Source organism: Pseudomonas sp. 102515, from assembly GCF_031085165.1.
Taxonomy (GTDB): domain Bacteria; phylum Pseudomonadota; class Gammaproteobacteria; order Pseudomonadales; family Pseudomonadaceae; genus Chryseomonas.
The window spans coordinates 398,323-423,511 of sequence record NZ_JAVHTY010000005.1; the positions used below are offsets into that span (position 1 = coordinate 398,323).

At 67.0% G+C, this 25,189-nt stretch carries 20 protein-coding genes and 1 tRNA gene; 2 read left to right on the forward strand and 19 right to left on the reverse strand.

Features of this window, described 5'->3' with window-relative positions; genetic code table 11:
* Positions 1-64: 64 nt before the first annotated feature.
* The 17 genes from RCF34_RS20440 to iolC form a co-directional block, all read right to left on the reverse strand.
* Positions 65-1,183 carry a metallophosphoesterase gene (locus RCF34_RS20440; protein WP_308709809.1) on the reverse strand — a complete coding sequence of 373 codons (1,119 nt, stop codon included), beginning with the start codon at positions 1,181-1,183 and terminating at the stop codon, positions 65-67.
* A 98-nt stretch (positions 1,184-1,281) separates the two neighbouring features.
* The gene (locus RCF34_RS20445) at positions 1,282-2,574 is read right to left on the reverse strand and encodes an MFS transporter (RefSeq protein WP_308709810.1); all 1,293 of its coding nucleotides are present in this window, start codon (positions 2,572-2,574) and stop codon (positions 1,282-1,284) included.
* Positions 2,575-3,492: an aldo/keto reductase gene (locus tag RCF34_RS20450; protein ID WP_308709811.1), complete on the reverse strand. Its 918-nt coding sequence runs from the start codon at positions 3,490-3,492 to the stop codon at positions 2,575-2,577. It abuts the gene before it with no gap.
* Positions 3,493-3,694: 202 nt separating this feature from the next.
* A complete protein-coding gene (gene uvsE / locus RCF34_RS20455) occupies positions 3,695-4,750 on the reverse strand; it encodes a UV DNA damage repair endonuclease UvsE (protein ID WP_308709812.1) in 1,056 nt (351 codons plus the stop codon).
* Between the two features lie 232 nt (positions 4,751-4,982).
* Positions 4,983-6,251: a DUF445 domain-containing protein gene (locus RCF34_RS20460; protein WP_308709813.1), complete on the reverse strand. Its 1,269-nt coding sequence runs from the start codon at positions 6,249-6,251 to the stop codon at positions 4,983-4,985.
* A gap of 49 nt (positions 6,252-6,300) precedes the next feature.
* Positions 6,301-7,410 (reverse strand): Gfo/Idh/MocA family oxidoreductase, encoded by a 1,110-nt coding sequence (locus tag RCF34_RS20465; RefSeq protein ID WP_308709814.1) that lies wholly within the window; start codon positions 7,408-7,410, stop codon positions 6,301-6,303.
* Positions 7,411-7,541: 131 nt separating this feature from the next.
* Entirely contained in the window at positions 7,542-8,567 is a 1,026-nt protein-coding gene (locus RCF34_RS20470) for an ABC transporter permease (RefSeq protein WP_308709815.1), read from the reverse strand.
* 59 nt (positions 8,568-8,626) lie between these two features.
* Positions 8,627-10,180, reverse strand: coding sequence for a sugar ABC transporter ATP-binding protein (locus RCF34_RS20475; RefSeq protein WP_308709816.1), 1,554 nt, complete (start codon positions 10,178-10,180; stop codon positions 8,627-8,629).
* 436 nt (positions 10,181-10,616) lie between these two features.
* Positions 10,617-11,543, reverse strand: coding sequence for a sugar ABC transporter substrate-binding protein (locus RCF34_RS20480; protein ID WP_308709817.1), 927 nt, complete (start codon positions 11,541-11,543; stop codon positions 10,617-10,619).
* Positions 11,544-11,672: 129 nt separating this feature from the next.
* Positions 11,673-11,843, reverse strand: coding sequence for a hypothetical protein (locus RCF34_RS20485; RefSeq protein WP_308709818.1), 171 nt, complete (start codon positions 11,841-11,843; stop codon positions 11,673-11,675).
* 317 nt (positions 11,844-12,160) lie between these two features.
* The gene (locus tag RCF34_RS20490; protein ID WP_308709820.1) at positions 12,161-13,171 is read right to left on the reverse strand and encodes a Gfo/Idh/MocA family oxidoreductase; all 1,011 of its coding nucleotides are present in this window, start codon (positions 13,169-13,171) and stop codon (positions 12,161-12,163) included.
* Between the two features lie 42 nt (positions 13,172-13,213).
* Positions 13,214-15,151, reverse strand: coding sequence for a 3D-(3,5/4)-trihydroxycyclohexane-1,2-dione acylhydrolase (decyclizing) (gene iolD, locus RCF34_RS20495; protein ID WP_308709821.1), 1,938 nt, complete (start codon positions 15,149-15,151; stop codon positions 13,214-13,216).
* A gap of 47 nt (positions 15,152-15,198) precedes the next feature.
* Complete coding sequence (locus RCF34_RS20500) at positions 15,199-16,038, reverse strand: TIM barrel protein (RefSeq protein WP_308709822.1); 840 nt, start codon at positions 16,036-16,038, stop codon at positions 15,199-15,201.
* A 31-nt stretch (positions 16,039-16,069) separates the two neighbouring features.
* A complete protein-coding gene (locus RCF34_RS20505; RefSeq protein WP_308709823.1) occupies positions 16,070-17,569 on the reverse strand; it encodes a CoA-acylating methylmalonate-semialdehyde dehydrogenase in 1,500 nt (499 codons plus the stop codon).
* 53 nt (positions 17,570-17,622) lie between these two features.
* Positions 17,623-18,438, reverse strand: a complete 816-nt coding sequence (gene iolB / locus RCF34_RS20510) for a 5-deoxy-glucuronate isomerase (protein WP_308709824.1) — start codon at positions 18,436-18,438, stop codon at positions 17,623-17,625.
* Between the two features lie 11 nt (positions 18,439-18,449).
* Positions 18,450-19,346 (reverse strand): myo-inosose-2 dehydratase, encoded by an 897-nt coding sequence (gene iolE, locus RCF34_RS20515; RefSeq protein ID WP_308709825.1) that lies wholly within the window; start codon positions 19,344-19,346, stop codon positions 18,450-18,452.
* A 25-nt stretch (positions 19,347-19,371) separates the two neighbouring features.
* Entirely contained in the window at positions 19,372-21,309 is a 1,938-nt protein-coding gene (gene iolC, locus RCF34_RS20520; protein WP_308709826.1) for a 5-dehydro-2-deoxygluconokinase, read from the reverse strand.
* A gap of 230 nt (positions 21,310-21,539) precedes the next feature.
* Here iolC and RCF34_RS20525 point away from each other — a divergent pair, with 230 nt between their 5' ends.
* Both RCF34_RS20525 and RCF34_RS20530 read left to right on the forward strand, forming a co-directional pair.
* Positions 21,540-22,454: a MurR/RpiR family transcriptional regulator gene (locus tag RCF34_RS20525; protein WP_308709827.1), complete on the forward strand. Its 915-nt coding sequence runs from the start codon at positions 21,540-21,542 to the stop codon at positions 22,452-22,454.
* Positions 22,455-22,586: 132 nt separating this feature from the next.
* Positions 22,587-22,663, forward strand: a tRNA-Met gene (locus RCF34_RS20530).
* A 207-nt stretch (positions 22,664-22,870) separates the two neighbouring features.
* Here the strand turns inward: RCF34_RS20530 and otsA are convergent.
* Together otsA and otsB are read right to left on the reverse strand one after the other, a co-directional pair.
* Complete coding sequence (otsA, locus tag RCF34_RS20535) at positions 22,871-24,319, reverse strand: alpha,alpha-trehalose-phosphate synthase (UDP-forming) (RefSeq protein WP_308709828.1); 1,449 nt, start codon at positions 24,317-24,319, stop codon at positions 22,871-22,873.
* A gap of 1 nt (position 24,320) precedes the next feature.
* Positions 24,321-25,079 carry a trehalose-phosphatase gene (gene otsB / locus RCF34_RS20540; RefSeq protein WP_308709829.1) on the reverse strand — a complete coding sequence of 253 codons (759 nt, stop codon included), beginning with the start codon at positions 25,077-25,079 and terminating at the stop codon, positions 24,321-24,323.
* Positions 25,080-25,189 lie beyond the last annotated feature (110 nt).

Sequence of the window (25,189 nt, forward strand, 5' to 3'; positions counted from 1 at the left end):
ACGCAGGGCCTCTGGTCCGGCATTCTTGGCGAACCCAGTACCATTGCTGACGTTTCTCCTGCCGCTATCCCTTTCGCAATCTGATCAGCGTGATCTCGCTCGGCGCGCCGAATCTCAGCGGCGGGCCCCAGTAGCCCGTGCCGCGGCTGATGTAGACGGTCAGCCGACCCAGGCGGTGGATGCCGGCCACCCAGGGTTGCTGCAGGCGCACGAAGTGCATCCAGGGCCAGAACTGGCCGCCGTGGGTGTGGCCGGAGAGCTGCAGGTCGGCGCCGGCGGCTTCGGCCTTGGGCGCCGAGCGCGGCTGGTGGGCCAGCAGCAGGCGGAACAGCCCTTGCGGGGCGTTGGCGAAGGCGGCCGCGGCGTCGCTGCGGTGGCTGGGCACATAGAGCGGCGCCGAGTAGTCGGTGATGCCGGCCAGTACGAAGGGGGTGCCCTGATGTTCCAGCACCCGGTGCTCGTCGATCAGCAGCGCCAGCCCCTGTTCGCGCCAGGCGCGCACCCAGGCTTCGGCGCCGGAATAGTATTCGTGGTTGCCGGTGATGGCATAGGTGCCCAGGCGCGCCTTGAGTTGCTGCAGCGGCAGGAATTCCTGGTGAAGCTCGGCTACGCTGCCGTCCACCAGATCACCGGTGATGGCCACCAGATCGGCGTCCAGGCCGTTGACCCGGTCGACGATGCGCTGCAGATAGCCGGCCTTGATGGTCGGGCCGATGTGCAGGTCGCTGAGCTGGACGATGCGCAGTCCGTCCAGGCCGGCAGGGAGCGTCGGCAAGGCTAGCTCCACTTCCTTGACCTTGGCCGTGCGCCGGGCGTTGTAGACACTGCGCAGCGCCACCAGCAGCACCAGGCCCAGCACCGCCCAGGCACTGCCGACGCGCCAGACGGCGTCCAGCGGTTGGCCGACGAGGCCGGCCAGGGCCACCACCAGCCCGCGCAGCAGGCTGAACACCGCCAGGCTGGAAAACACGCCCATGGCGATCAGCGCCGCCCAGGCCAGCAGGCGCGAGTTCATGTCCCGCGAGCGAAAGCCCAGGGGCACCAGTACGAAGGACAGGAGCAGCAGGGCCCAGAACGGCAGCTGGGCGACAGGCGACAGCCCGAGGTCACCGATGACGCTGAGGCCGATGAACAGGTGCAGGGCGAACAGGACCAGGTACATCATGGCGCGGGAGCGGAACATGGAGGGCCTTGAGGCAGGAAGAAGGCCTTACCTTAGCACCCTGCCGGGCGCCTCTCGGAGCCCCGGGTTGTTTCCGGCTACAACGATTCAGCCGGTATTCAGCGCTGCTCCGCCTCGCCGGCCTGGGCCGCCTGGTCCGCCCGGCGGCCCAGGTAGAAGCCGAGCCAGGCCCAGAGCGCCGCGCAACCGGCGCCCACCAGCGCCGGCAGCCAGGCGCCATGGCCGAGCAGGTCCAGCAGACTCTTGGCCCAGCCGCTGGCGGCGTCACCGGCGCGATAGACCACGGTGTCGATGAAGTTCTTGGCCTTGTACTGGGTCTCGGCGTCCAGCGGCGCGAAGAGCATTTCGCGGCCCGGGCGGATGAAGGCGTATTCGCCGATCCGTCTGACGATCATCAGCCCCGCCAGCATGGCGAAGGTGGGCAGCAGCGCCAGTCCCAGGAAGCCGATGCACATCAGCAGCGGCACCCCGGCCAAGAGCACCCGCACGCCGAGGCGCTGGGCCAGGCGACCGGTGATCAGCACCTGGCTGGCCAGGGCACCGGCCTGGACCACGAAGTCCAGCAGGCCGAACACCTGCACCTGACGGGCGCGATCGGGAAACAGCTCGGCCACCCGCCGCGCCTGCTCGAAGTAGAGAAAGGTGCTGACCGTGGCCAGCAGGATGACGAAGGCGCTGACCGCCAGCAGGTAGGGCGAGGCCAGCACCCGCGTGAGACCACTGAAGGGATTGCCGGCGACCGGGCGACGGGGGCTTTCCGTGGGCGGTGCACCTGGTCGTCCGGCGCCACGGGTCTCGCGCCAGCCCATCAGATAGGCCTTGAGCGTGAGCGCCAGGAGCAGCAGCGCGGCAGCCAGCAGCGCCAGGCCCGCTTCGCCGACCCGGGGCGCCAGGGCGGCGGCCAACACCGGACCGAGCAGCCCGCCGACGCTGGCCCCGGCGGCGATGAAGGCGAACAGCCGCCGCGCCTGGGCACCGTCGAAGACATCGGCCATCAGACTCCAGGCCACCGAGACCACGAAGAGGTTGTAGACCGAGATCCAGACATAGAAGGTGCGCGCCAGCCAGACGCTGTCGCCCAGGCCTGCGAAGCAGGCGGCGAAGGCCAGCAGGTTGAGGGCGAAGAAGCCATAGACCCAGTCGACGAAGCGCCGGCGCGCCACCCGCGAATTGAGCCAGGCGAACAGGGGTACGGCGACCAACATCACCACGAAGGTGGCGGTGAACAGCCACTGCAGATTGTCCACCCCGCCAGCGATGCCCATGGCTTCGCGGATCGGCCGCAGCATGAAGTAGCCGGCGAACAGGCAAAGGAACAACGCGAAGCCCGCCAGGGCCGCGGGCGACTCGCCGGCCCGAGCGTCGAGGACGCGGCCGAGCCAGTCCTTCATCTAGGCGAACAACCCGGCGATGGCCTCGCGCTGGCGCATATCGGGCAGCCGCCCGCGCCCGGCCTGGAGGTTGTCGACCATGTAGCGCGGATTGCTGGTGGCGGGGATCACCGCGGTCACCGCCGGGTCGGCGAGGATGAACTTGAGCAGCAGTTGCGCCCAACTGGTCGCGCCCAATTCGGCGGCCAGCGGCGGCAGTGGCTTGCCACGGGTGCCGGAGAGCAGATTGCCGCGCTGGAAGGGTCGATTGATCAGCACGGCGATGCCCTGGTCGCGGCAATAGGGCAGCAGGCGTTTCTCGGCTTCGCGCTCGCCCACCGAATAGTTGAACTGCACGAAGTCGACCTTTTCCTGCTTCAGCGTGGCCAGCAGATCGTCCAGCGCCGCTTCGCGATAGTGGGTGACGCCGACATAGCGCACCCTGCCGGCCTGCTGCTGTTCGCGCAGCAGGGCCAGCTGGTTGGCGGTGTCCTGCAGGTTGTGCACCTGGACCAGATCCAGGCGTTCGGTCTGCAGGGCCTTGAAGCTGGCGGCCAGTTGCGCCGCGCCGCGTTCGCGCCCGGTGGACGACACCTTGGTGGCGAGAAAGACTCGCTCGCGGGCCTGGGCCCGCCTGACCAGTTCGCCGGCCACCCGTTCGGAATTGCCATAGCTGGGCGCGGTGTCGATAAGGGTGCCGCCGCCGTCGAGCAACGCCTTGAGCACCTCCTGCAGCGGCGCCAGGGCGGCGGCGTCCAGGTCGACATCGAGATTGCCCGAGGTGCCCAGGCCGATGACGGGCAGGGCTTCGCCGCTGCGCGGGATCTTGCGGGTCAGCAACGGCTCGGCGGCCTGGGCGCTCTGCCACAGCCAGGGCACGGCGGTGACCGCGGCGGCCAGGGCGGTGGTGGTCTGCAGGAAATGGCGACGGGTCGGCATGGCGGGCCTCGCGGTGGTCGATTCAGAAGCATGACCTTTCAGTTAAGCGGCTCTTCCGGCCAGTCGCCCGCTGGGCTCATTGCCGCATGTTGCGAATGAAGCCCCGCCCGTAGGTTGGCGCTGAGCGCAGCGAAGCCCAACAGCGCCCAAGGTTGAACATCCCGCTGTTGGGCTTCGACGATGAAGCCGTCTCAGCGCCAACCTACGACAGGATCTCGTGATCCGCCGGCGGCAGCGTGCCGTCGCCACCCAGGTAGCGGTCGTAGAAATCCCGCACCGTGACATTCTTGTGCTTGGCCTCGAACATGATGTCGAAGCGGTCGAGGAACTGGCAGGCGTAGCGGTTGCACCAGTCGTTCCACATCATGTCGCTGTGGGCATAGAGCAGCCGCTTGCTGATCTGCTGCAGCAGGAACGTGATGTCGATGCGCTCGCGGGGCGAGACGCCCATTTCCAGCAGGGCCTCCGGCGGCTGGGAGTAGTGCATGGCCGGCCGCACGCCGCGCCAGCTGTCGATGATGCGTGCCACCCGCGGCTCCCAGGGGTCGATGTAGGCCTCCTCGTGGATCCAGCAGTGGTGGATGTCCAGCACCACCGGGGCGAGATCGGCCAATTGCAGGCAGTCGTCGACGCCATAGGTCTTTTCATCGTTCTCGAAGGTGATGCAGTTGCGCGCCTCGCTCGAAAGACGCGGCCAGATCGCGCGGATGCCGGGCACGCCCAGGCGGCCGGCGATGTGCACGTTGCACTTGAAGTCCTGGAATTTCTGGCCGTAGCCCATCAGGCGGATCATGTCGGCGTGGTATTCGAATTCCTTCAGGCTGTTCTCCACTACCTCGGGGCGATCCGAGCCGAGCACGCAGAATTGCCCCGGATGCAGCGACAGCCGTACGTCGCGGCGGCGCGCCAGTTCGCCCAGCCGGCCAAAGCGATCGGCCAGCAGCGTCTGCAATTCCTGGGAGCGATAGAAGTAGGCGAATTCGGCGTGGCTGTAGAAGGGCAGCAAATCGCTGCTCAGGCGCAGCATGCGCAGATTGTCCGGCAGGTCGGCGACGTGCTCGACGAATCTCAGCTGCGCATCCAGGTTGTGGGTGACCACGTCCAGCAACTTGGCCTCGGCGGCGGCGCGCTCGACGCTGCCCAGCCAGCGCAGGGTGGTGGTGCGGGTATTGAAGGCCCGCTCGACCTGCTCCAGTGCCTTGAGCGACAGACTGCGCTCGGGGTGACGGTACATGCAGGCAAAGCCGATTCGATACATGGGACGCTCGGGACAGGGACTATGGGATTTAGTCCGCGCGGCGCCGCTTGGGTGCGGGTGGGGTGATGGGTGGCGGGGGCTTGGCGCTGGGCGTCCGGGTTTGCCCTCACCCCGGCCCTCTCCCAAGGGGAGAGGGGGGTGATCTGGCAGGGGGCGGTGCTCTCGGTGTACCTGCTCAAGCGACGGTAGGGTGGAAAACGGCGCAGCCTTTTCCACGCGTACTTCGAAGGGCCTACCCCGGCCCCAACCACACCGTCAGGGCATGCAGCACCAGCCCCACCAGGCCGCCTACCAGGGTGCCGTTGATGCGGATGAACTGCAGGTCCTTGCCCACGCTCTGCTCCAGTTGCTGGACCAGTTCGCCGGTGTCCCAGGCGGCCACCCGGTCGGCGATGTAGTCGCCGATGCGCTGGCGGTTGCGGTCGATGAAGGGCGGCGCCACGGCCATCAGCTGCTCGTTGATCCAGCGGCGCATGGCTTCGTCGCGACTGAGCGTTTCGCCCAGCTCGGCCAGCAGCCGGCCCAGGCGCCGGCGGATGCGCGAATCCGGCGCGGCCAGATCCGCCTGCAGCCAGTTCACCAGTTCGTCCCACAGCTCCTGCAGATAACCCGCCAGTGCCGGGTGCTCCAGCAGCCGGTCGCGCAGTTGTTCGCCGCGCAGGCGAAAGGCCGGGTCCTCCTTGAGGCGCTCGATGAAGCCGACCAGATAGCCATCGAAATGCCGGCGCAACTCGTGCTCGCGGTCATGGCTGATCTCGCCGATCAGGCGCGACACCGCCTGCACCACCTTGATCGCCGACCAGCGCCCGACCCGCTCGTCCAGTCCCAGGTACTTGAGGGTGCGCAGCTCGCCGCCGATGGTGCGGGCGATCAGCGCCTGGGTATCCTCGTCCTGCAGCAGGCGGTCGATCTCCTGCAGCACCTCGTCGAGCACCGCCTGGTGGCGGCCGTCGGCGGTCAGCATGTCGAGCAGTTCGCCGGACAGCGCCGCTACGTCCAGGCGCTGCAGCCGCTCCACCGCCACCCGGCGGATGAAGGCCTGCACCCGCACCTCGCGCAGGGCTTCCAGGGAATAGCGGGCGACGCCGGTGGCCTGGCTGGCCACCGCGGCGGCGTTGTCCGGCTGGCGCAACCAGCCGGCCAGGCGCCCGGCGGCGTCCAGTTCTTCCAGCTTGGCCAGCACCTGGGGCGTGGCGAGGAAGTGCAGGCAGATGAAGTCCGACAGCTTGCGCCCGACCCCGGCCTTGTTGCGCGGGATGATGGCGGTATGGGGAATCGGCAGGCCCAGCGGATGGCGGAACAGCGCGGTCACCGCGAACCAATCGGCGATGGCCCCGACCATGGCCGCCTCGGCGAAGGCGGCGGCGTAGCCCCAGGCCGGATGGCTGGCCTCCAGGGCGGTGGCCAGGCAGTAGAGCGCCGCTGCCAGGAACAGCAGCAGCAGCGCGATGAGCTTCATGCGCCGGACCGGGGTGAGGCCGTCGCCGGAGAGTGTGGTCATGGAAGAGGGACAATCCTCGCGCGGGATGATCCCGGCATCCTACCCCAGACTAGAGTCTGACCCAGCGTTCCTCCTGGGCCGATTGCCGCGCGGCCTGGGCCAGGCGCTCCACTTCCCAGGCCTCCTGGAAGTCGACGCCGGTATGGCCGGGGTTGCCGCCCAGGGCCTCCAGCAGCGAGCGGACCTCCAGGGTCTTGAGTTCGTTGTAGCCGAGCTGGTGGCCGGGCGCCGGGCAGAAGGCGGCGTAGTCCGGCAGGTGCGGACCGGCCAGCAGGGTACGGAAACCGGCCAGGCCCGGACGGTCGCCGACCTGATAGAGGCGCAGTTCGTTGAGGCGCTCCTGGTCGAAGCCGAGGGTGCCGCGGGTGCCGCAGACCTCGAAGGCCAGGCGATTCTTGCGCCCGTGCTTGAGCCAACTGGTGGTCAGGGTGCCGCGGGCGCCACTGGCGAAGCGCAGCAGCAGATGGGCCTGGTCGTCGATCTCCACCGCCCGGGTGCCACCCTGGTGGGGCCGCTGGCCATGGGCGGTGTGCAGATCGGCGCAGAGCGCCGCCACCGGGCCCAGCAGGAAGCGCGCCAGCGACAGGATATGGCTGCCCAGATCGGCCAGGGCGCCGCCGGCCTGGCGGGTCTCGCAGCGCCAGGTGAAGGGCCCCTGGGGATCGCCCATGAAGTCTTCGCTGAATTCGCCGCTGAAGCTGACGACCTCACCCAGTTCGCCGCTCTGGATCAGCTCGCGCGCCTGCTTGAGCATGGGATTCTGCAGGTAGTTGTAGCCGACCCGGTTGACCACCCCGGCCTGGCGCGCGGCGTCGCGCATCCGCGTCGCCTCCTCCAGGCTCACCGCCAGGGGCTTTTCGCAGTAGACCGCCTTGCCGGCCGCCAGGGCGGCCAGGGCCATGGGCGCGTGCAGCAGATTGGGGGTGGTGATGGCCACCAGCTCGACCTGGGGATCGGCGATCAGGCGCTCCCAGTCGCAGCTGCGGACGAAGCCCCAGGCGTCGGCGCAGCGGGCGGCGCGCTCCGGATCGGCATCGGCCAGGGCCACCAGCCGCGGGCGGACCGGGAGCGCGAAGCTGCTCGCCGCGTGATGGAAGGCCTGGGCGTGGGCATGACCCATGAAGCCGGTGCCGATCAGACCGATGCCGATATCGCGCATGTCGTTCTCCGTATGGGGTGTAGAAAGACCCGGCAGGCCAAGCCAGTAGCCGACCGGGTAAAAGGGATGGCGTAGGGTGGGGACGCCCCCACCCCGGCCCTCTCCCAGAAGGAGAGGGACAAGAGCAGGCGCTAGCGCTTGGCCTTGCGCTTGTTGCGGTACTGGTCGATGACCACGGCGACCACGATGATCAGGCCCTTGATGATGTCCTGGACGTAGGCGTCCACCCCGAGAAAGGTGAAGCCGCTGGCCATGGTGCCGAGGATCAGGGCGCCGATCACGGTGCCGGTGATGCGCCCTACCCCGCCCGCCAGGCTGGTGCCGCCGATCACCGCCGCGGCGATGGCGTCCAGTTCGTAGGACATGCCCATGCCCGCCTGGCCGGTGGCGGCGCGGGCCGAGGCCACGACGCCGGCCAGGCCCGCCAGCAGGCCGGCGATGCTGTAGACGATGATCAGGTGCTTCTTGACGTTGATGCCGGAGATGCGCGCGGCCTGCATGTTGCCGCCGATGGCATAGGTGTACTTGCCGTATTTGGTGTAGCGCAGGGCGATGTGGAAGATCACCGCTACCACCAGGAAGATGATCACCGGCATGGCGCCGGCGCCGATGGCGGTGTAGTCGTCGGACAACATGCTGATCGGCTGGCCTTCGGTGTAGTAGCGCGCCAGACCGCGGGCCGAGACCATCATGCCGAGGGTGGCGATGAAGGGCGGAATGCCGGTGACGGCGATGATGCTGCCGTTGATGGCGCCGGCCAGCAGCCCCACCCCGAGGCCGGCCATGACCGGCACCCAGACCGGCAGGTCGGTCAGCGAGGGAAACACCGCGCGGCCGAAGTCCGAGCCCTGGGCCAGACTCGCTGCCACCATGGCCGACAGCGCCAGCACCGAGCCGGAGGAGAGGTCGATGCCGGTGGTGATGATCACCTGGGTCACGGCGATGGCCAGCAGGCCGATGATCGAGACCTGCAGGATCATCAGCACCAGGCGCTGGGAATTCATCAGGAAGCTCTGGTCGCGCAGCACCCAGCCGAAGGCCTCGAAGGCCAGGCCGATGCCCAGCAGCACCAGCAGGATGCCCAGTTCGGTGGGGATGCGGCGCCGCGGGCGCGCGCTGGGTAGCCCGGCGGTTTTCTTGTCCAGGAGGGCACTCATCTTGTTCTACCTCTTCTATGCCGGAGCGATGGGTAAAGGCCCACCGCGCGAAAGGTGCGCTAGTGCAGTACGGGATTGCCCGAGGCCAGGTGCATGACCCGCTCCTGGGTGGCTTCGCCGCGATCGAGAAAGCCGGTGACGGTGCCTTCGTGCATCACCATCACCCGGTCGCTCATGCCCAGGACCTCGGGCAGTTCGGAAGAAATCATGATCACCGCCAGGCCCTCGGCGGCCAGCTTGGCGATCAGCCGGTAGATCTCGGCCTTGGCGCCGACGTCGATGCCGCGAGTGGGCTCGTCGAGGATGAGGATGCGCGGCTGGGTCATCAGCCAGCGGGCGATCAGCGCCTTCTGCTGGTTGCCGCCGGAGAGGTTGGCGATGCACTGGTCCAGCGAGGGGGTCTTCACGCGCAGCTGCTGGCGCATCTCCTCGCAGAGCTGATCGAGGCGCTGCTGCTGCACGAAGCCGCCACTGGCGAAGCCGCCCAGCACCGCCACCTCCATGTTTTCCCCCACCGACAGGCAGGGAAAGATGCCGGTGTCCTTGCGGTCCTCGGTGAGCAGCGCCAGGCCTTTCTGGATCGCCAGATGAGGATCGCTCATGCGCACCGGCTGGCCGTCGATACGGATCTCGCCCGCCGTGGCCGGGGTCACGCCGAACAGCGTCTCGGCGACATTGGTGCGGCCCGAGCCCATCAGTCCGGCGATGCCCAGCACCTCGCCGGCGCGCAGATCGAAGGAGACGCCGGAGAACACCCCGTCCAGCCCCAGGTCGCGCACCGACAGCAGCACCTCGTCGCGCGGCGCGGTGCGTTCCGGGAACAGCTGGGTCAGTTCGCGCCCCACCATCATGGCGATCAGGCCGTCGCCGTTCATGCTGTCGGCGCGCTGCAGGCCGATGTACTGGCCATCGCGGAACACCGCCACCTCATCGGCGATCTGGAACACCTCGTCCATCTTGTGGGTGATGTAGACGATGCCCTTACCCTGGGCCTTGAGGTCGGCGATGATGGAAAACAGGTGCGCCACCTCGGTCTCGGTGATGGCCGAGGTGGGTTCGTCCATGATCAGCACCTCGCTGTCGTAGGACACCGCCTTGGCGATCTCCACCATCTGCCGCCCGGCGATGGACAGCTCGCCCACGCTGTCGTCCGGGTCCAGGGCGATGCGCAGCCGGTCCAGCAGCGCCTGGGTCTGGCGGCGCATCTTGCCGTGGTCCACCAGGTGCAGGGCATTGAGCGGTTCGCGCCCCAGCCAGATGTTCTCGGCGACGGTCATGAAGGGCATCAGGTTGAGCTCCTGGTGGATCATGGCGATCCCCGACTGCAGCGCCTGCAGCGGCGTCTCGAAGCGCACCGGCACGCCACGCAGCCGCACCTCGCCGGCATCTGGCTGGTAGATGCCGGCGATGATCTTCATCAGGGTCGACTTGCCCGCGCCGTTCTCGCCCATCAGCGCCAGCACGGTCCCGGGGCGCACCCGGAGCTGGACATGGGACAGCGCCTTGACGCCGGGAAACTCCTTGGTGACGTCGACGATTTCCAGCAGGTATTCGCCGGGCGCGGCCGTAGCCGCGGTGGCGGGAGCGACGGCAGGGGTGGCGGAACTGAGCATGATCACGATCTCCTCGCGGGCGCCGACCGGGCGGCGCGGACCGCTGGTCAGTGAGGGGTGCTGGGCGAAGGGCTGCCCGTGACGGCGCTCGCCAGGTGCAGGCAGGTGCCCGGCGGACAGGAGATCGGAGACCCGTGAAGGGACAGGGAGCGGGATGGCATGACGGCACCTTTTATTCTTGTTGAAGGACACGCTCGCCGGGGCGAGGCGCCTCTGTACGTCTTGGCTTGACCTCGACTTTATTGGAAAATAAATTCCAGTCAATATATTTTTGGAATTTTTAGGCGACAACAACCACCGGTCTTCAGCCTGGCCGCCGCCGGTGGAAAGGCTCCGGATAGACCAAACGGGCGGTCCGTCGCCGGACTGCCCGTTTGGTCTGGAAAGCCGTTCTGTCGCGGCGCCTTGCCTTCCAGGAAGGCGCAGGCGCCTCAGGTCATTTGGTCATGGCCTGGAACTCGGCGACGTTCTCCGGGGTGATCAGGCGGAAGGGAATCAGCACGTTCTGCTCGCCCGGGGTCTTGTTGATCATCTTCAGCGCCGCATCGAGGGCCCCTTCCGCCTGGCCCTTGGCGTCCTGGAACACCGAGACCGTCACCAGGCCACGCTTGATGGCGGCCAGACCATCCGGCGTACCGTCGACGCCGGTGACCAGCACGTCCTTCTTGCCGGCCTGGCGCAGGGCCATGGCCGCGCCGATGGCCATCTCGTCGTTGTTGGCGAAGATGGCGTTGAGCTCCTTGCCGGCCAGCAGCCAGTTGCTGGTCAGGTCCATGGACTTGTCGCGCTGCCAGGCCGCGGTCTGCTCCTCGACGATCTTGATGCCCGGATACTTGGCCAGGACTTCCTTCACCCCGGCGGTGCGGTTGTGGGTGGAGTTGTTGGCCAGATCGCCCAGCAGGATGGCCACCTGGCCCTTGCCGCCGAGCTTGTCGGCCACGTACTGCGCCTGCAGGCGGCCGGCTTCCTTGTCGTCTGAGGTCACCGCCACCACGCCCGCCGGCAGCTGGGGATCGTCGGGTCGGCGGTTGATGTAGACGATGGGCACGCCAGCCTTGGTGGCGGCCTCGGTCAGGGTCCGGGTCGCGGCGGTGTCCACCGGATTGACGATGACCGCATCGACCTTCTGGCTGATGAAACTCTGCACCTGGGTGAGCTGCTTGACCACGTCGTTGCGGGCGTCCTCGAACTGCAGCTGCACGCCGTCGGTCTTGGCCTTCTTGGTCATGTATTCGCGCACATAAGTGAGGTAGTTGTCGTCGAACGACGACATGGTCACCCCGACCTTGAGGTCCGCCAGGGCCGCGCTGCTGCCCAGCAGCAGCGACAGCGCCAAGGTGGCAAAGCGAGTTTTTTTCTGCATGGTTCAGGCTCCATTCGTGGGGTGACGATCAGCAAGGGGATCGGACGAGCGCAACGGCCAGGCGCACCTCGGGTGCCGCGCGGTCATGAACCGGGCGGAGCCTGGGCGGACGCCGGAAAGACTCGGCAATCAGTGCGGGCGATAGAACACCGCGGCGCCGGGCGAGGCGCAGAGCACGGCGCCGCTGCGCTCGTGGCAGAACAGCCGGCCGAGCAGGGCGAGCAGTCGGGAGGGACGCTGCACCTTGAGGCGGTGCACGGCGGAGACGGCGAGACGGAAGGAATGCGTGGAGTGGTTCATGTGACGGCACCTATTATTGTTGTCGGGGCACGCGGCCCTGGTGACTCGTTTCTGCAACTGCTCTCGACTCTATTGGAAATTTAATTCCACAACAATAGCAAAATAGAAATTTCATTCGAAACACAGGAGCACTTTCAGCATCTGCGCCGGACGTTCGCCGAGGGCATAGCGATCAGCAGAGCGTCCGCTTGGGCAGCGACCCGCGGCGCCTGCAGCGAGCGCCCGAGGCCGTCATAGCCCACCAGTCCGATTCTCACGTCCGGAGCCTCCCCTGCAGGCAGCGCATCCCCGCGTGCGTGGCAGGCGGGGTGGACGACCTAGGCGTAGAAAGCCGGCCGGCTGGGCAGGGTCACCGGCTCGATGGCGCCGCTGTCCTGAGCCTTGATGCAGGCGTCGGCGGTTACCGCGGCGATATAGCCGTCCCAGGACGACGGTCCGGTCAGCTGACCGGCGGCGAGGTCGTCGATGAAGGCCTGCAGCTCCACGTCGTAGGCGGCGATGAATCTGTCCTTCCAGTCCATGAGGATCCCGTTGGACAGCCGCGCCTCGCTGCGCAACTGCACCGAGGTCGGCTCCGGCAGGCGGGCGATGCCGCGCTCACCGACGATCTCGCACTGGATGTCGTAGCCGTACTGGCAATTGACGAAGACCTCGACGTCGATGCGCACGCCCTTGGCCGTTTCCAGCAGCACCACCTGGGGATCGCGCAGGTGCTCGCGCGCCGCCGGCGCCTTGCGCGGAAAGACCACCTGGGCGGACACGTAATGATCGTCCAGCAGCCAGGCCAGCACGTTGATCTCGTGGATCAGGGTGTCGGTGATGGCCATGTCGGTGCTGTAGTGCTCGCTCACCGTGGGATTGCGGTGGGCCGCGTGGATCATCAGCGGCGCACCGATGCGATCGGTGTCGACCACCGCCTTGAGCTGGCGATAGCCAGCGTCGTAGGGCCGCATGAAGCCCACCTGCACCAGGCGCTTGCCGTGCGCCTGCTCGGCTTCGACGATGCGCTTGCAGCCCTCGGCGGTGGTCGCCAGGGGCTTTTCGCAGAACACCGGCTTGCCGGCGGCGATGGCGGCCAGCACGTATGCCTCGTGGGTCGGCCCCCAGGAGGCGACCAGCACCGCCTGGACGTCCGCCGCGGCGATCAGGGCATGGCCGTCCGCGTATACCTCGGCGGCGATGCCCAGCTCCTGGACCACCCGGGTGGCCTGCTCGGCATTGATGTCGGTCACCGCCACCACGCGGCTGCCCAGCAAGGTATGGCTCAGGCGCCGGATGTGTTCGCGGCCGATGGCGCCGGTCCCGATGACACCGATGTTCAAGGTCATGACTTCATTCTCCGTTTGGACTTGTTGTGGAGTGAGCGGTGATCAGTACTGGCGGGCCTGGGCGGCGTTTTCCCTGAGCACCCGAGCGACGGCGGCGATCTTCTCGCTGGTGGAAACCTCCGCCCCGCCGACCCGCCACCAGGACAGGTAGCCGTGCAGCATGGTCTTGGGCAGCACCTTGATGTCGATCAGGGTGGAGACCGTCTGCCGCCGGGCATCGGCCAGGGCCGCTTCCAGCTCCTCCAGGGTACGCACGCTATAGGTCTTGCAGCCGTAGGCGGCGGCGCTCATGGCGAAGTCCACCGGCACGAAGTCGCCGTCGAGCCGGCCGGTCTCCGGGTTGCGATAGCGGAATTCGGTACCGAAGCTGCCCATGCCATGACCGACCTGCAGGTTGTTGATGCAACCGAAGGTCATGTTGTCGAGCAGCACCACGTTGATCTTGCGGCGCTCCTGGATGGAGGAGGCCAGCTCCGAGTGCAGCATCTGGTAGGAGCCGTCACCCACCAGCGCATAGACCTCGCGCTCCGGCTCGGCCAGCTTCACGCCGAGGGCGGCGTTGATCTCGTAGCCCATGCAGGAATAGCCGTATTCCAGGTGATAGGTGTCGACGCCCTTGCTCTGCCAGGCGCGCTGCAGGTCACCCGGCAGGCTGCCGGCAGCGGCGACGATGATGGCGTCGTCGTCAAGCCGTTCGTTGAGGCGGCCGAGCACCTGGCTCTGGGTCAGGGACGAACCGGTCAGGCGGACGAACTCCTCCAGTACCGCGCGCGGCAGGTCATCGTCGATCTCCGGGACGAAGTCGGCGCCGGTGTAGCCCAGCGCATAGACCCGCTCCACCTCCTGGCGATAGCGCTCGCGCGCCGCCCCCACCTGGCCGCCCCAGCCGGCGCGGTAGTCGGTGGCGCCCAGGGCGTCGGTCAGGGCGGCGAGGGCTTCGCGGGCATCGGCCACCACGGCCAGGCCGTCGAGCTTGCCGGCGTCGAAGGCGGCCACGTTGAGATTGAGGAATTCCACCTCGGGATGCTGGTAGAGCCACTTCGAGGAGGTGGTGAAATCGGTGTAGCGGGTGCCCACGCCGATGATCAGATCCGCTTCCCTGGCCAGCAGGTTGGCGGCCAGGCAGCCGGTCTCGCCGATGCCGCCGACATTGAGTTCGTGACTGGAGACGATGGCGCTCTTGCCGGCCTGGGTCTCGGCGAAGGGAATCTCGAAACGCTCGGCGAAGCGCTGCAGGGCCGCGGCGGCACCGGAATACTTCACCCCGCCGCCACAGATCAGCAGCGGCTTGCGCTTGCGCTTGAGCAGCTGAACCGCCTCTTCGATGGCGGCGACCACTGGCGGCCGGCGATCCAGGCGGTGCACCCGCTTGGCGAAGAAGTAGTCGGGATAGTCGTAGGCCTCGCCCTGGACATCCTGGGGCAGTGCCAGGGTCACGGCGCCGGTCTCGGCCGGATCGGTCAGCACCCGCATGGCGTTGATCGCCGCGCTCATCAGCTGCTCGGGCCGGTTGATGCGATCCCAGTACTTGCTCACCGCGCGGAAGGCATCGTTGGTGCTGATCGACAGGTCGTGGAATTGCTCGATCTGCTGCAGCACCGGATCGGGCTGGCGACTGGCATAGACGTCGCCGGGCAACAGCAGCAGCGGAATGCGATTGGCGGTGGCGGTGGCCGCGGCGGTCAGCATGTTGGCCGCGCCCGGACCCACCGAGGAGGTGCAGGCATAGATCTGCCGGCGCAGCTTCTGCTTGGCGAAACCGGTGGCGGCGTGGGCCATGCCCTGCTCGTTGCGCCCCTGGTGCACCACCAGGTCACCGGCGTCCTGCTCCAGGGCCTGGCCCAGACCGAGCACGTTGCCGTGGCCGAAGATGGTGAAGACGCCGGCGACGAACCTGGTCTCGACGCCATCGACGCTGAGGTACTGGTTGTCGAGAAATTTCACCAGGGCCTGGGCCATGGTCAGACGTTGGGTGCTCATGGATTCACCTGTTGTTATGGGAGTCGCGGTGACAGCGGACGAGACGGTCAGGCCGTCTCCGTAGTGCAGCCTACCCGCTCCTGCAGCAGACGCATGCTCCGCACCAGCGTCGGCGCGACGTCGGGCAGTGCCTGGATGCTGGCGGCGAAGGGCTCGAAGGACAGCACGCCGCGGTAACCATCGGCCAACAGGCGCTCGATCTGGGCGGCATTGCCCAGGCGGTCGGCTTCCCCCACCAGCACCCGATGGGCGTCGCGCAGCTGATCGACCGGCAAGCTGGCGTCGTCCACCCCGGAAATATGCACCAGCCCGGTCAGCTCGGCGAAATACTCGGTCTCGCCGGCCAGGTGGTGGTGGAAGGTGTCGTGCACCAGGCGGAAGACATCGAGCCCGCCGATGGCACGGATGGCCTCCACCGCCTGGCGTTTGAGGCGCAGCGCGCTCTCCGGGAAACCCAGCGGCTCGACGAAGCCCCGCACGCCGTGATCGCGCAGGATCGGCGCCAGCTCGCTCAAGGCGGTGCGCAGGTCCCGGGCGCGCTGGGCCACGTCGCGACGGTCGCCACGGTCGTTGAGCGGGCACAGCACCAGCCCCTCGGCGCCACAGTCCCGGGCGTAGGCCGCCAGCCGCAGTGCCTGGAAGCGGCGTTCGTCGTTCCAGACGTCGAAGGGATAGAGGGCGTTGATCGACAGGATGCGCAGGCCCGCGGCCTGGCACAGCGCCCGTACCTCGGTCGCCGGCGTGCCATCTTCCAGTTCGACGCCGGTGAGATCGTTACGGAGCTCCAGAGCAGCGCAGCCCAGTTGCTGGGTCAGCTGGATGAAGGACGGCAGCGCGAGGGACGGCGCTACCATGCGGTTGAGGGCGAAAGACAGGGATTGACTCATGGCAGGGGCTACTCCGGCGGTCAGGCAGTGGTCACTTGGCGGTGGGCATGCTGAATTCGGCGCCCTTGGCGATGCTGTCGGGCCAGCGCTGCATCACGCTCTTGTAGCGGGTGTAGAAGCGCAGCCCTTCCTCGCCATAGGCGTGGTGATCGCCGAACAGCGAGCGCTTCCAGCCGCCGAAGGAATGCCAGGCCATGGGCACCGGGATGGGCACGTTGATGCCGACCATGCCCACCTTGATGGTGCGGGCGAAGGCGCGGGCGATGCCGCCGTCGCGGGTGAAGCAGGAGACGCCGTTGCCGAATTCGTGGGCATTGATGAGTTCCACCGCGCTGGCGAAATCCGCCACCCGCACGATGCCCAGCACCGGGCCGAAGATCTCTTCCCGGTAGATGGTCATGTCCGGGGTCACGGCATCGAACAGGGTGGCGCCGACGAAGAAGCCGTGCTCGGCACCAGGCACCTTGAAGTTGCGCCCATCGACCAGCAGCCTGGCGCCCTCCTCCACCCCCTTGGTGATATAGCCCTCGACCTTGGCCTTGTGCTGGCCGGTCACCAGCGGGCCCATGTCGGCATCGGCTTCCACGCCGTTGCGCACCCGCAGGGCGTCGATGCGCGGCAGCAGTTTCTCGATCAGGGCATCGCCCACCTCGCCCACCGCCACGGCGATGGAGATGGCCATGCAGCGCTCGCCGGCCGAGCCGAAGCCGGCGCCGATCAGGGCGTCGGCGGCCTGGTCCAGGTCGGCGTCGGGCATCACGATCATGTGGTTCTTGGCACCGCCCAGGGCCTGGACGCGCTTGCCACGGCGGGTACCTTCCTGGTGGATGTACTCGGCGATGGGCGTCGACCCGACGAAGGAGATGGCCTCCACGTCCGGGTGCTGCAAGAGGGCATCCACCGCCACCTTGTCACCCTGGACCACGTTGAACACGCCATCCGGCAGCCCGGCCTGCTTGAGCAGCTCGGCCAGCAGCAGGCTGGCGGACGGATCGCGCTCGGAGGGCTTGAGGACGAAGGTATTGCCGGTGGCCAGCGCCATGGGAATCATCCACAGCGGCACCATCACCGGGAAGTTGAAGGGGGTGATGCCGGCGCACACGCCCAGCGGCTGGCGCAGATTCCAGTTGTCGATGCCGCCACCGATGTTGTCGCTGTAGCTGGTCTTGGCCAGGTGCGGCGCGCCGCAGGCGAATTCCACCACCTCGATGCCGCGGGTCACCTCGCCCATGGCGTCGGACAGCACCTTGCCGTGCTCGCGGGTGATCAGCGCCGCCAGTTCCCGGTGGTGCTGGTCGAGCAGCTCCTTGAAGCGGAACAGGATGCGCGCCCGGCGCAGCGCCGATTGCTCGGACCACTCGGGAAAGGCCGCCTTGGCCGCCGCGACGGCCTGGTCCACGGTCTGCACCGTGGCCTGGGCGACCCGTGCCTGGACCACGCCCTCGGCCGGATTGAAGACGTCGCTGAAACGCTCGGCCTGGGTCGAGACCGCGCCGTTGATGTAGTGCCCGATGACGGGAGTGTCGCTCATGTCCTGGCTCCTGGTGTCCTGGAAGGTCGCCGCTATGGCGAGTGCGAAAGGGGCTAGCGGGTCAGCAGCCACTCGTGCTGCGGATCGTTGTGGAATTTCCAGACGCGCCGGGGGCCGGCCATCACGTTGAGGTAATAGGACTGGTAGCCATAGGGCACGCTGACCGGGTGATAGCCGCGCGGCACCAACACCACGTCGTGGTCTTCCACGGCCATGGCCTGGTCCAGGTCGCGCTCGTCGGTGTAGACGCGCTGGAAGACGAAGCCCTGGCCCGGATCGATGCGGTGGTAGTAGGACTCCTCCAGCAGACTCTCCGCCGGCAGGTTGTCGCGGTCATGGCGATGGGGCGGATAGCTGGAGGAATGCCCGGAAGGGGTACGCACTTCCACCACCAGCAGCGAATGGGCCGCTGCCGTATCCGGCAGGATGTCGCAGACATAACGGGTATTGGCACCCTTGCCACGGGTGGAGCGCTGCATGCTCGCCGGCTCGATCAGCCGCGGTGGCAGCCGGTCTGCCACCAGCGGATTGCCGGGCGAGGTGCAGACGGCGATTTCGGCGACGCTGTCGGCGGTCACCCGCGCCTCGCTGCCGGGCGGCAGGTAGGCGGCATAGGGCGAGACGTCCTCGAAGACGCTCTGGCGGCCGGCCAGTCCGCGCCAGGCGAAGTCGCCCAGCTGCGGATGCCCGCCCTCGATACTGGCGCCGCCGCTGAGCAGCACGATGCAGACCTCCAGGTCACCCGCCAGCACCGGCAGGGATTCGCCCGGGTGCAGGCGATGGGCGGCGAAGCCGACATAGTCCAGGGCACCGGCCGGGACGCGGACGATGTCGCGGGCGCTCCGGTCGGCTTTGACGAGCAGATTCATCGGATTCCTCCTCAGGCAGTGGCCTGCGCCACCAGCTGGCGCAGATGGTCGTAGCCCTTCTTGGCGTATTCGTAGGCCGGCGCCACGGCCGGGTCCTGCTCGGCCTCCACCACCAGCCAGCCTTCATAGCCGGCGGCCACCAGCACCTTGAGCAACGCCGAGAAATCGATGTCGCCGTCACCCGGCACGGTGAAGGTCCCGTTGAGGATGCAGTCCGGAAAGCTCCACTGGTTGTTGCGCGCCAGCTGCACCACGGCCTTGCGCACGTCCTTGAAGTGCACGTGGCAGACCCGGTCGATATGTTGCTGCAGCACGCTCAGGGGATCGCCACCGCCCATGTAGCAATGGCCGGCATCGAACAGCAGGCCGACGTCCGGAGAGGTCAGCGCCATCAGCCGGGCGATGTCCTCGGGCGCTTCCACATAGGCGCCCATGTGGTGGTGATAGGCCAGGCGCAGGCCCTGGCTCAGGGTGAAGGCGGCCAGGCGATCGAGCTTCTCGGCATAGGCCTGCCAGGCGGCGTCGCTGTGGAAGCGCGGTCGTTCGATCAGCGGCCGGCGCTGCCCCTGGATGGAGCCGGCCACCTCGCCGTAGACCAGCACCTTGGCGCCGTTCTCGGCCAGCAGCCGGCAATGCGGACGGATCGCCTCGATCTCGGCCTCGACATCCCGGTGCGCCAGGCCACTGGAATACCAGCCGGACACCAGCTCCAGGTCATGCTGGCCGAGTACCTCGCCCAGCGCCTTGGGCTCGCTGGGAAACTTGCCGCCCAGCTCGAAGCCCTGGAAGCCGATTTCCTTGCCCTCGCGCAGGATGGTCGCAAGCGGGGTGTCGCCGCCCAGGGCCGGCAGGTCGTCGTTGGCCCAGGAGATGGGGTTGATGCCGATCTTGAGTTGTTGTGCGGTCATGTCGGAGCTGCTCGTCAGGAGGCGATCAGGCGCGGGCGTCGCGCCAGGCCTGGATCAGGAATTCGAAGTTGCTGCGGATCTGCGCGACCAGCGCACGGTCGTCGATCTCGCCGGCCAGCCAGGCCCGACTCGGCTGGGCGAAGATGGTCCGGCCCACGGCGAAGCCCTGGCAGCGCTGGCTGGCACTGGCCTGACGAAAGCCCTCGGCCAACTCCTCGGCTGGGGCGTTGAGGCCCAGCAGCACCACGCCCTGGCAATGGGGATCGCGTTCGGCGATCAACTGGTCGAGTTGCTGCCAGACGGCGGCCGGCTGCGCCTCGATCTTCCACCACTCGGGATAGATGCCCAGGTTGTACAGCCGCTTGATGGCGCGATAGAGCACGTCCGGCCGGCTGGAGGCATGGTTCTTCGGTGGGATGACCTCCAGCAGGAGTTCATGACCGCTGGCCTGGGCCGCTTCATACAGCCCCTTGAGCTGAGCCTCCTGCTCCAGCCGCAGCAGCGGCTCGTCATCGGGGTGGAATTGCACCAGGCACTTGATGATCTGCTCGCTCGGCCAGCTCAGCAGGGTGCTGCCCACCGAACGGCCATGCTCGAAGGCCAGCGGCCGCGAGTTCTGCAGCTCCACCGGGCGCGCTACCCACCAGCCGCGACCGCTGGCGGCGTTCAGGGCGTCCTGGCCGAAGCGCTCGTCGGCCAGCAACCCGACGTCGGCGGCCACACCCTTACGCTTCAGGTCCTGCTCGACCTCGGCGATGGCCTGGACGAACAGCTGCTTGAGCGCCGGAATCCGCGCCGGGTCGGCGCCCACCTGCTGAGCGCTTTCCACCAGCTGGTAGCGGTGATCGAAGGCGAAGATGAACAGCGGCTGCCACTGGCGTCGCCGCGTACTGACCCGGTGCAGGCGGGTCAGCACCGGATCGAGGTCGGGCCGAGTGATGGGCACCGGACTGTGGTTGAGGTAATCCAGCTCGGCCAGGGTCGGCATGGCTGGGGCGCAGCCATGGCGCGATACCACCAGCCCGCCGCAGGCATTGGCCAGCCGGCAGCATTCGGCATCGTCGCCGCCGGTGAGCCAGCCGCGCAGGAAGCCGGACATGAAGGCATCGCCCGCACCCAGTACATTGAGCACCTCGACGCGGATGCCGCGATGGATCTCGCCCTCCTCGAGACGCCCCGGAATGGCGCCATGGAGCACCGTGCAGCCCTGGGCGCCGAGCTTGACCACCAGGGTCGCCGCGGTCACCTCGCGCACCCGGCGCAGGGCGGTGAGCAGGTCTTCGCTGCCCCCGGCGATCTGGAACTCCTCCTCGGTGCCCACCACCAGGTCGAAGCGCGGCAGGATGCGCTGCACATGGGCGCTGACCTCGGCACTGGCGATGAAACGGGTCTCGCCATCGGCCTTGCCGGTCAGGCCCCAGAGCACCGGGCGGTAATCGATGTCCAGCACCCGCTTCACGCCGTTGCGCTCGGCGTAGTCCAAGGCGCGGCTGCTGGCCTGGAACACGCCCTCGGTGGAGAAGTGGGTACCGGTGATCAACAGCGCCTTGGCGCTGGCGATGAAGGCCTCGTCGATGTCGTCCGCGCCCAGCGCCATGTCGGCGCAATTCTCGCGATAGAACACCAGGGGAAAGGTCTCGCGGTCCTTGATGCCCAGCAGCACCAGGGCGGTGAGGCGCTCGTGATCTACCTGGATGCCACGGGTATCGCAGCCTTCCTGCTTCAGCGCCTGGGTTAGGAAGCGGCCCATGTGGTCGTCGCCGACCCGGGTCAGCATCGCCGACTTCAGCCCCAGGCGCGCGGTGCCGAAGGCGATGTTGGCGGAGGATCCCCCCAGGTACTTGGCGAAGCTGCTGACGTCCTCCAGCGGCGCCCCGATCTGCTGCGCATAGAGGTCGACGCCCAGTCGCCCCAGGCAGATGACATCCAACTGGCGCCCGCTGGCGAAGAAATGATCACCCATGGGTGGCTCCTGTTTATTGTTATCGGCCAACCGCGCGGACCCGAGGGGCCGAACGTGTGAGTGAGCTCAGGCTAGAACGACGCCGCGGACAAATCAACAAATTTTCCAAATAAGATTTTATGGAATTTAATTTCCATAACTGGCGTACACTGCTATTGCCGCCCCACTTCGACGCCGCCCGGCGAATGGGTTAAGTTGCCGGCACAAGAATCCCTACCGTGAGATAGCCCATGTCCTCCGACTCCCCGGCCGACGCCCCCCTCAGCAGCGCGCCGCTGGCCGATCCGCCCGGCAACGTCGAGCAGTTGCTGGCCTGCATCGCCCGTGACTACGAGGCCCTGCCGCGCCAGCTGAAACGGGTGGCCGCCTATGTCAGCCAGCAGAGCGACAGGGTCATGGTCGATCGCATCAGCGACATCGCCGGGCAGTGCGAGGTGCATCCCTCGGCCATCGTGCGCTTCTCCCAGCGCTTCGGCTTCAAGGGCTTCAGCGAGATGCAGGCGCTGTTTCGCGAGGCCTACACCCACAAGACCACGCCGGTACAGAACTACCAGCAGCGCATCCGCAGCATGATCGCCAACAAGAGCCAGCGCGCCAGCAGCGGCGATCTGGCCCGGGAGTGCATCAACGCCACCCGCTCGGGGCTGGATCGACTCGCTGAGGAACTGGACGACGCCGCCTTCGACAAGGCCGTCGACCTACTGGTGAACGCCGAGAACATCTATGTGGTGGGGGTGCGCCGCTCCTTCGCCGTGGCCGACTACCTGGTCTACAACCTGCAGCACACCAACAAGCGCATCCACCTCATCACCGGCCTGGGCGGCGGCTATCGCGAGCAGATGCGCAGCATCGCCCAGGACGACCTGCTGATCGCCATCAGCTTCAGCCCCTACGGCAAGGAAAGTCAGCAGTGCGTGCGCATCGCCCAGCACCACAAGGCCAAGACGCTGATCATCACCGACAGCAATCTCTCGCCGCTGGCGAAGCGCGCCGATGCCTTGCTGCTGGTCAACGAAGGCAGCGCCTTCGCCTTCCGCTCCCTGAGCGCCACCCTCTGCCTGTGCCAGGCGCTGTTCCTGGCCTTGGGCTATCGCCTGGAGCTGAAGATGGACGAGATCCAGCTGCCGCTGGACGAGGACGACTAGTCGGGAGCGGCCGGGCACAGCAACTGAACAAGCCCCGGCCGGGCTGCGCAAACGCTTGATCGACAAACAGAAATTTCTTGAGCAGAAGGCTTGACAGCCACCGGCACCTTGCCAATAATGCGCGCCTCGGATGGCTACGTAGCTCAGCTGGTTAGAGCATAGCATTCATAATGCTGGGGTCCGGGGTTCAAGTCCCTGCGTAGCCACCACCTATTTCCAAGGGTCAGCGTAAGCTGACCCTTTTTTATTGCCCAGATTTTTTCGCTTCCCTGAAAATCACCGCTACAGACCGGCACCGCCTTAAGTGCCCTCTCCCTCCGGGAAAGGGTAGCGCGCTCCGCCTTGGCTTGAGAGAGCCTTTCCCGCCCCCACGAAAAAGCCCGGCCTAAGCCGGGCTCTATCACCGCGCAAGACGCCTACAGGGCGACCTTCTGCTTGCTCTCCACCTCTTCCGCAACAGCGTCCTGGGTCTCGATGGACTGCACCAGCGCCTTGGAACTGAAGGCCCGCAGGTCGCGCAGGAAGTTGTCGCGCCAGGAGGCCAGATCCGCCTGACGAATCACCCGCATCATGTCTTCGTAGCGCGACTTGCGCTCTTCCAGCGGCATGCGCAGCGCCCGGTCCAGCGCCTCGGCCATGCCGACATGGTCATAGGGATTCACGATCAGCGCCGAGTTGAGCTCCCGCGCTGCCCCGGCAAAGCGCGACAGCACCAGCACGCCCGGATTTTCCGGGTCCTGGGCCGCCACGTATTCCTTGGCCACCAGGTTCATGCCATCCCGCAGCGGCGTCACCAGGCCGACGTCGGAGGAGCGGAACAGCCCCATCACCGTGCGCCGGTCGTAGCTCTTGTTCAGGTAGCGGATCGGCGTCCAGTCCAGCTCGGAGAAATGGCCGTTGATATGGCCGGCATGACTCTCCAGCTGACGCCGGATGTTCTGGTAGGACACCACGTCCGCCCGCGACGAAGGCGCGATCTGCACGAACTGCACCGCTCGGTGATGCTCGGGGAAATGCTCCAGCAGCTTCTCGAAGGCCTGGAAGCGTTCCACCAGCCCCTTGGAATAGTCGAGGCGGTCGACGCTGACGATGGTCTTGTAGGGCACGCCCTCGATGCTGCGCGAGATGAACTGGCGCCGCGTGCGATAGGACTCCGCCTGCTTCTGGATCACGTCCGGCATCACGCCGATGGGATAGACGCCAACCCGGAAGTTATGACCGTAGGCGGTCAGGCTGCCGTCCTTCTCCAGCACGCCGCGCACCTCACGGGTGATGTAGTCCTGGAAGGCCAGCTGGTCGGTGTCGGTCTGGAAGCCGATCAGGTCATAGAAGCACAGGGTCTTGAGCAATTCGTTGTGCGGCGGGATGGCGGTGAGGATCTCCGGTGCCGGGAAGGGAATGTGCAGGAAGAACCCGATGCGGTTGCGAATGCCCAGCATGCGGCAGGCTTCGGCGAAGGGAATCAGGTGGTAGTCGTGCACCCAGATGATGTCATCGGGCTTGAGCAGCGGCTTCAGGCGTTCGGCCATGGCCATGTTGACGCGGCGATAGCCGTCGTACTCTTCACGGTTGTAACGCGCCAGGTCGATCCGGTAGTGGAAGATCGGCCAGAGGGTGGCGTTGGAGAAGCCGCGATAGTAGTGGTCGTAGTCGCGCTTGGTCAGGCCGAAGGTCACGTAGTCGATGTTGTCCTTGGTCTGGGTCTTGGCCGGCCCGTTTTCCTTGACCGTCTCGCCATTCCAGCCGAACCAGATGCCACCCGACTTGCGCAGGGCGTCCAGGACACCCACCGCCAGACCACCCGCGGTCGCCTTGCCTTCCTCGATCGGGGCCACCCGATTCGATACCACCACTAAACGGCTCATCCTAATCTCCTTGCTTATAATGTGGCGCGAGGTCACGGCTCAGCTGCTGCAGCCAGAGGGCTACCGCTTCCACCGAAGGCAGGCGGGTCTTGGCGACCGTCTCCCCCTCTCCTACCTTGACGGTCAGACCGCCTCGCGCATTGACGACAGTGAACCCCTCTTCATCGGTGCGATCGTCACCGAGAAACACCGGCAGGCAGCCGGCAAAGGGTTCCAGTTCGAGAAACCGGGCTATGGCCTCGCCCTTGCTCGCCGCAGCGGGCTTGAGTTCGAAGACGCACTTGCCCGGCTGCAACTTGAATTCGGGATGGTCGGCCGCGATGCCTTCGGCCAGTTCGCGTACCAGGGCCTCCTTGTCCGGCGCCTGGCGATAGTGCAGGGCGAAGGCCACGCTCTTGCGCTCCAGCAACAGGTCTGGATGTTCCGCCAGGGCCGCTTCGAGGCGGGCGCCGACCTGCGCCAGCACCGCGGCGTCCAGCGTCACCCGATGGATCTCGCCCTGGGGATCGCGCCATTCGGCGCCATGTACGCCAGCCGCCGGCAATTGCAGCGGCTGGGTGAACCCGTCGATCTCCGCCAGCGGTCGCCCGGATACCACGGCGACGCCGTGGTGCTGAGCCAACTGGTCGAGCGCAGCGAGGGTTTCGGCGGGAATGAAAACCTGCTCCGGACGTGGCTGCAATTCTGCCAGGGTGCCATCCAGATCGAAGAAGAAGGCCAGCGGCTGGCCCGATGAGGTGAGGCTGTCGAGGTCGATCATGGAAGGTACGACTGCCGGGTCATCGTATGGTTCGTTCACATCTTCCGGCGGTGCCGAGGAATTCCCCTTGCCGGCGCGTAGTCGGATTCAGGGAGATGCTCTAGCAGCCC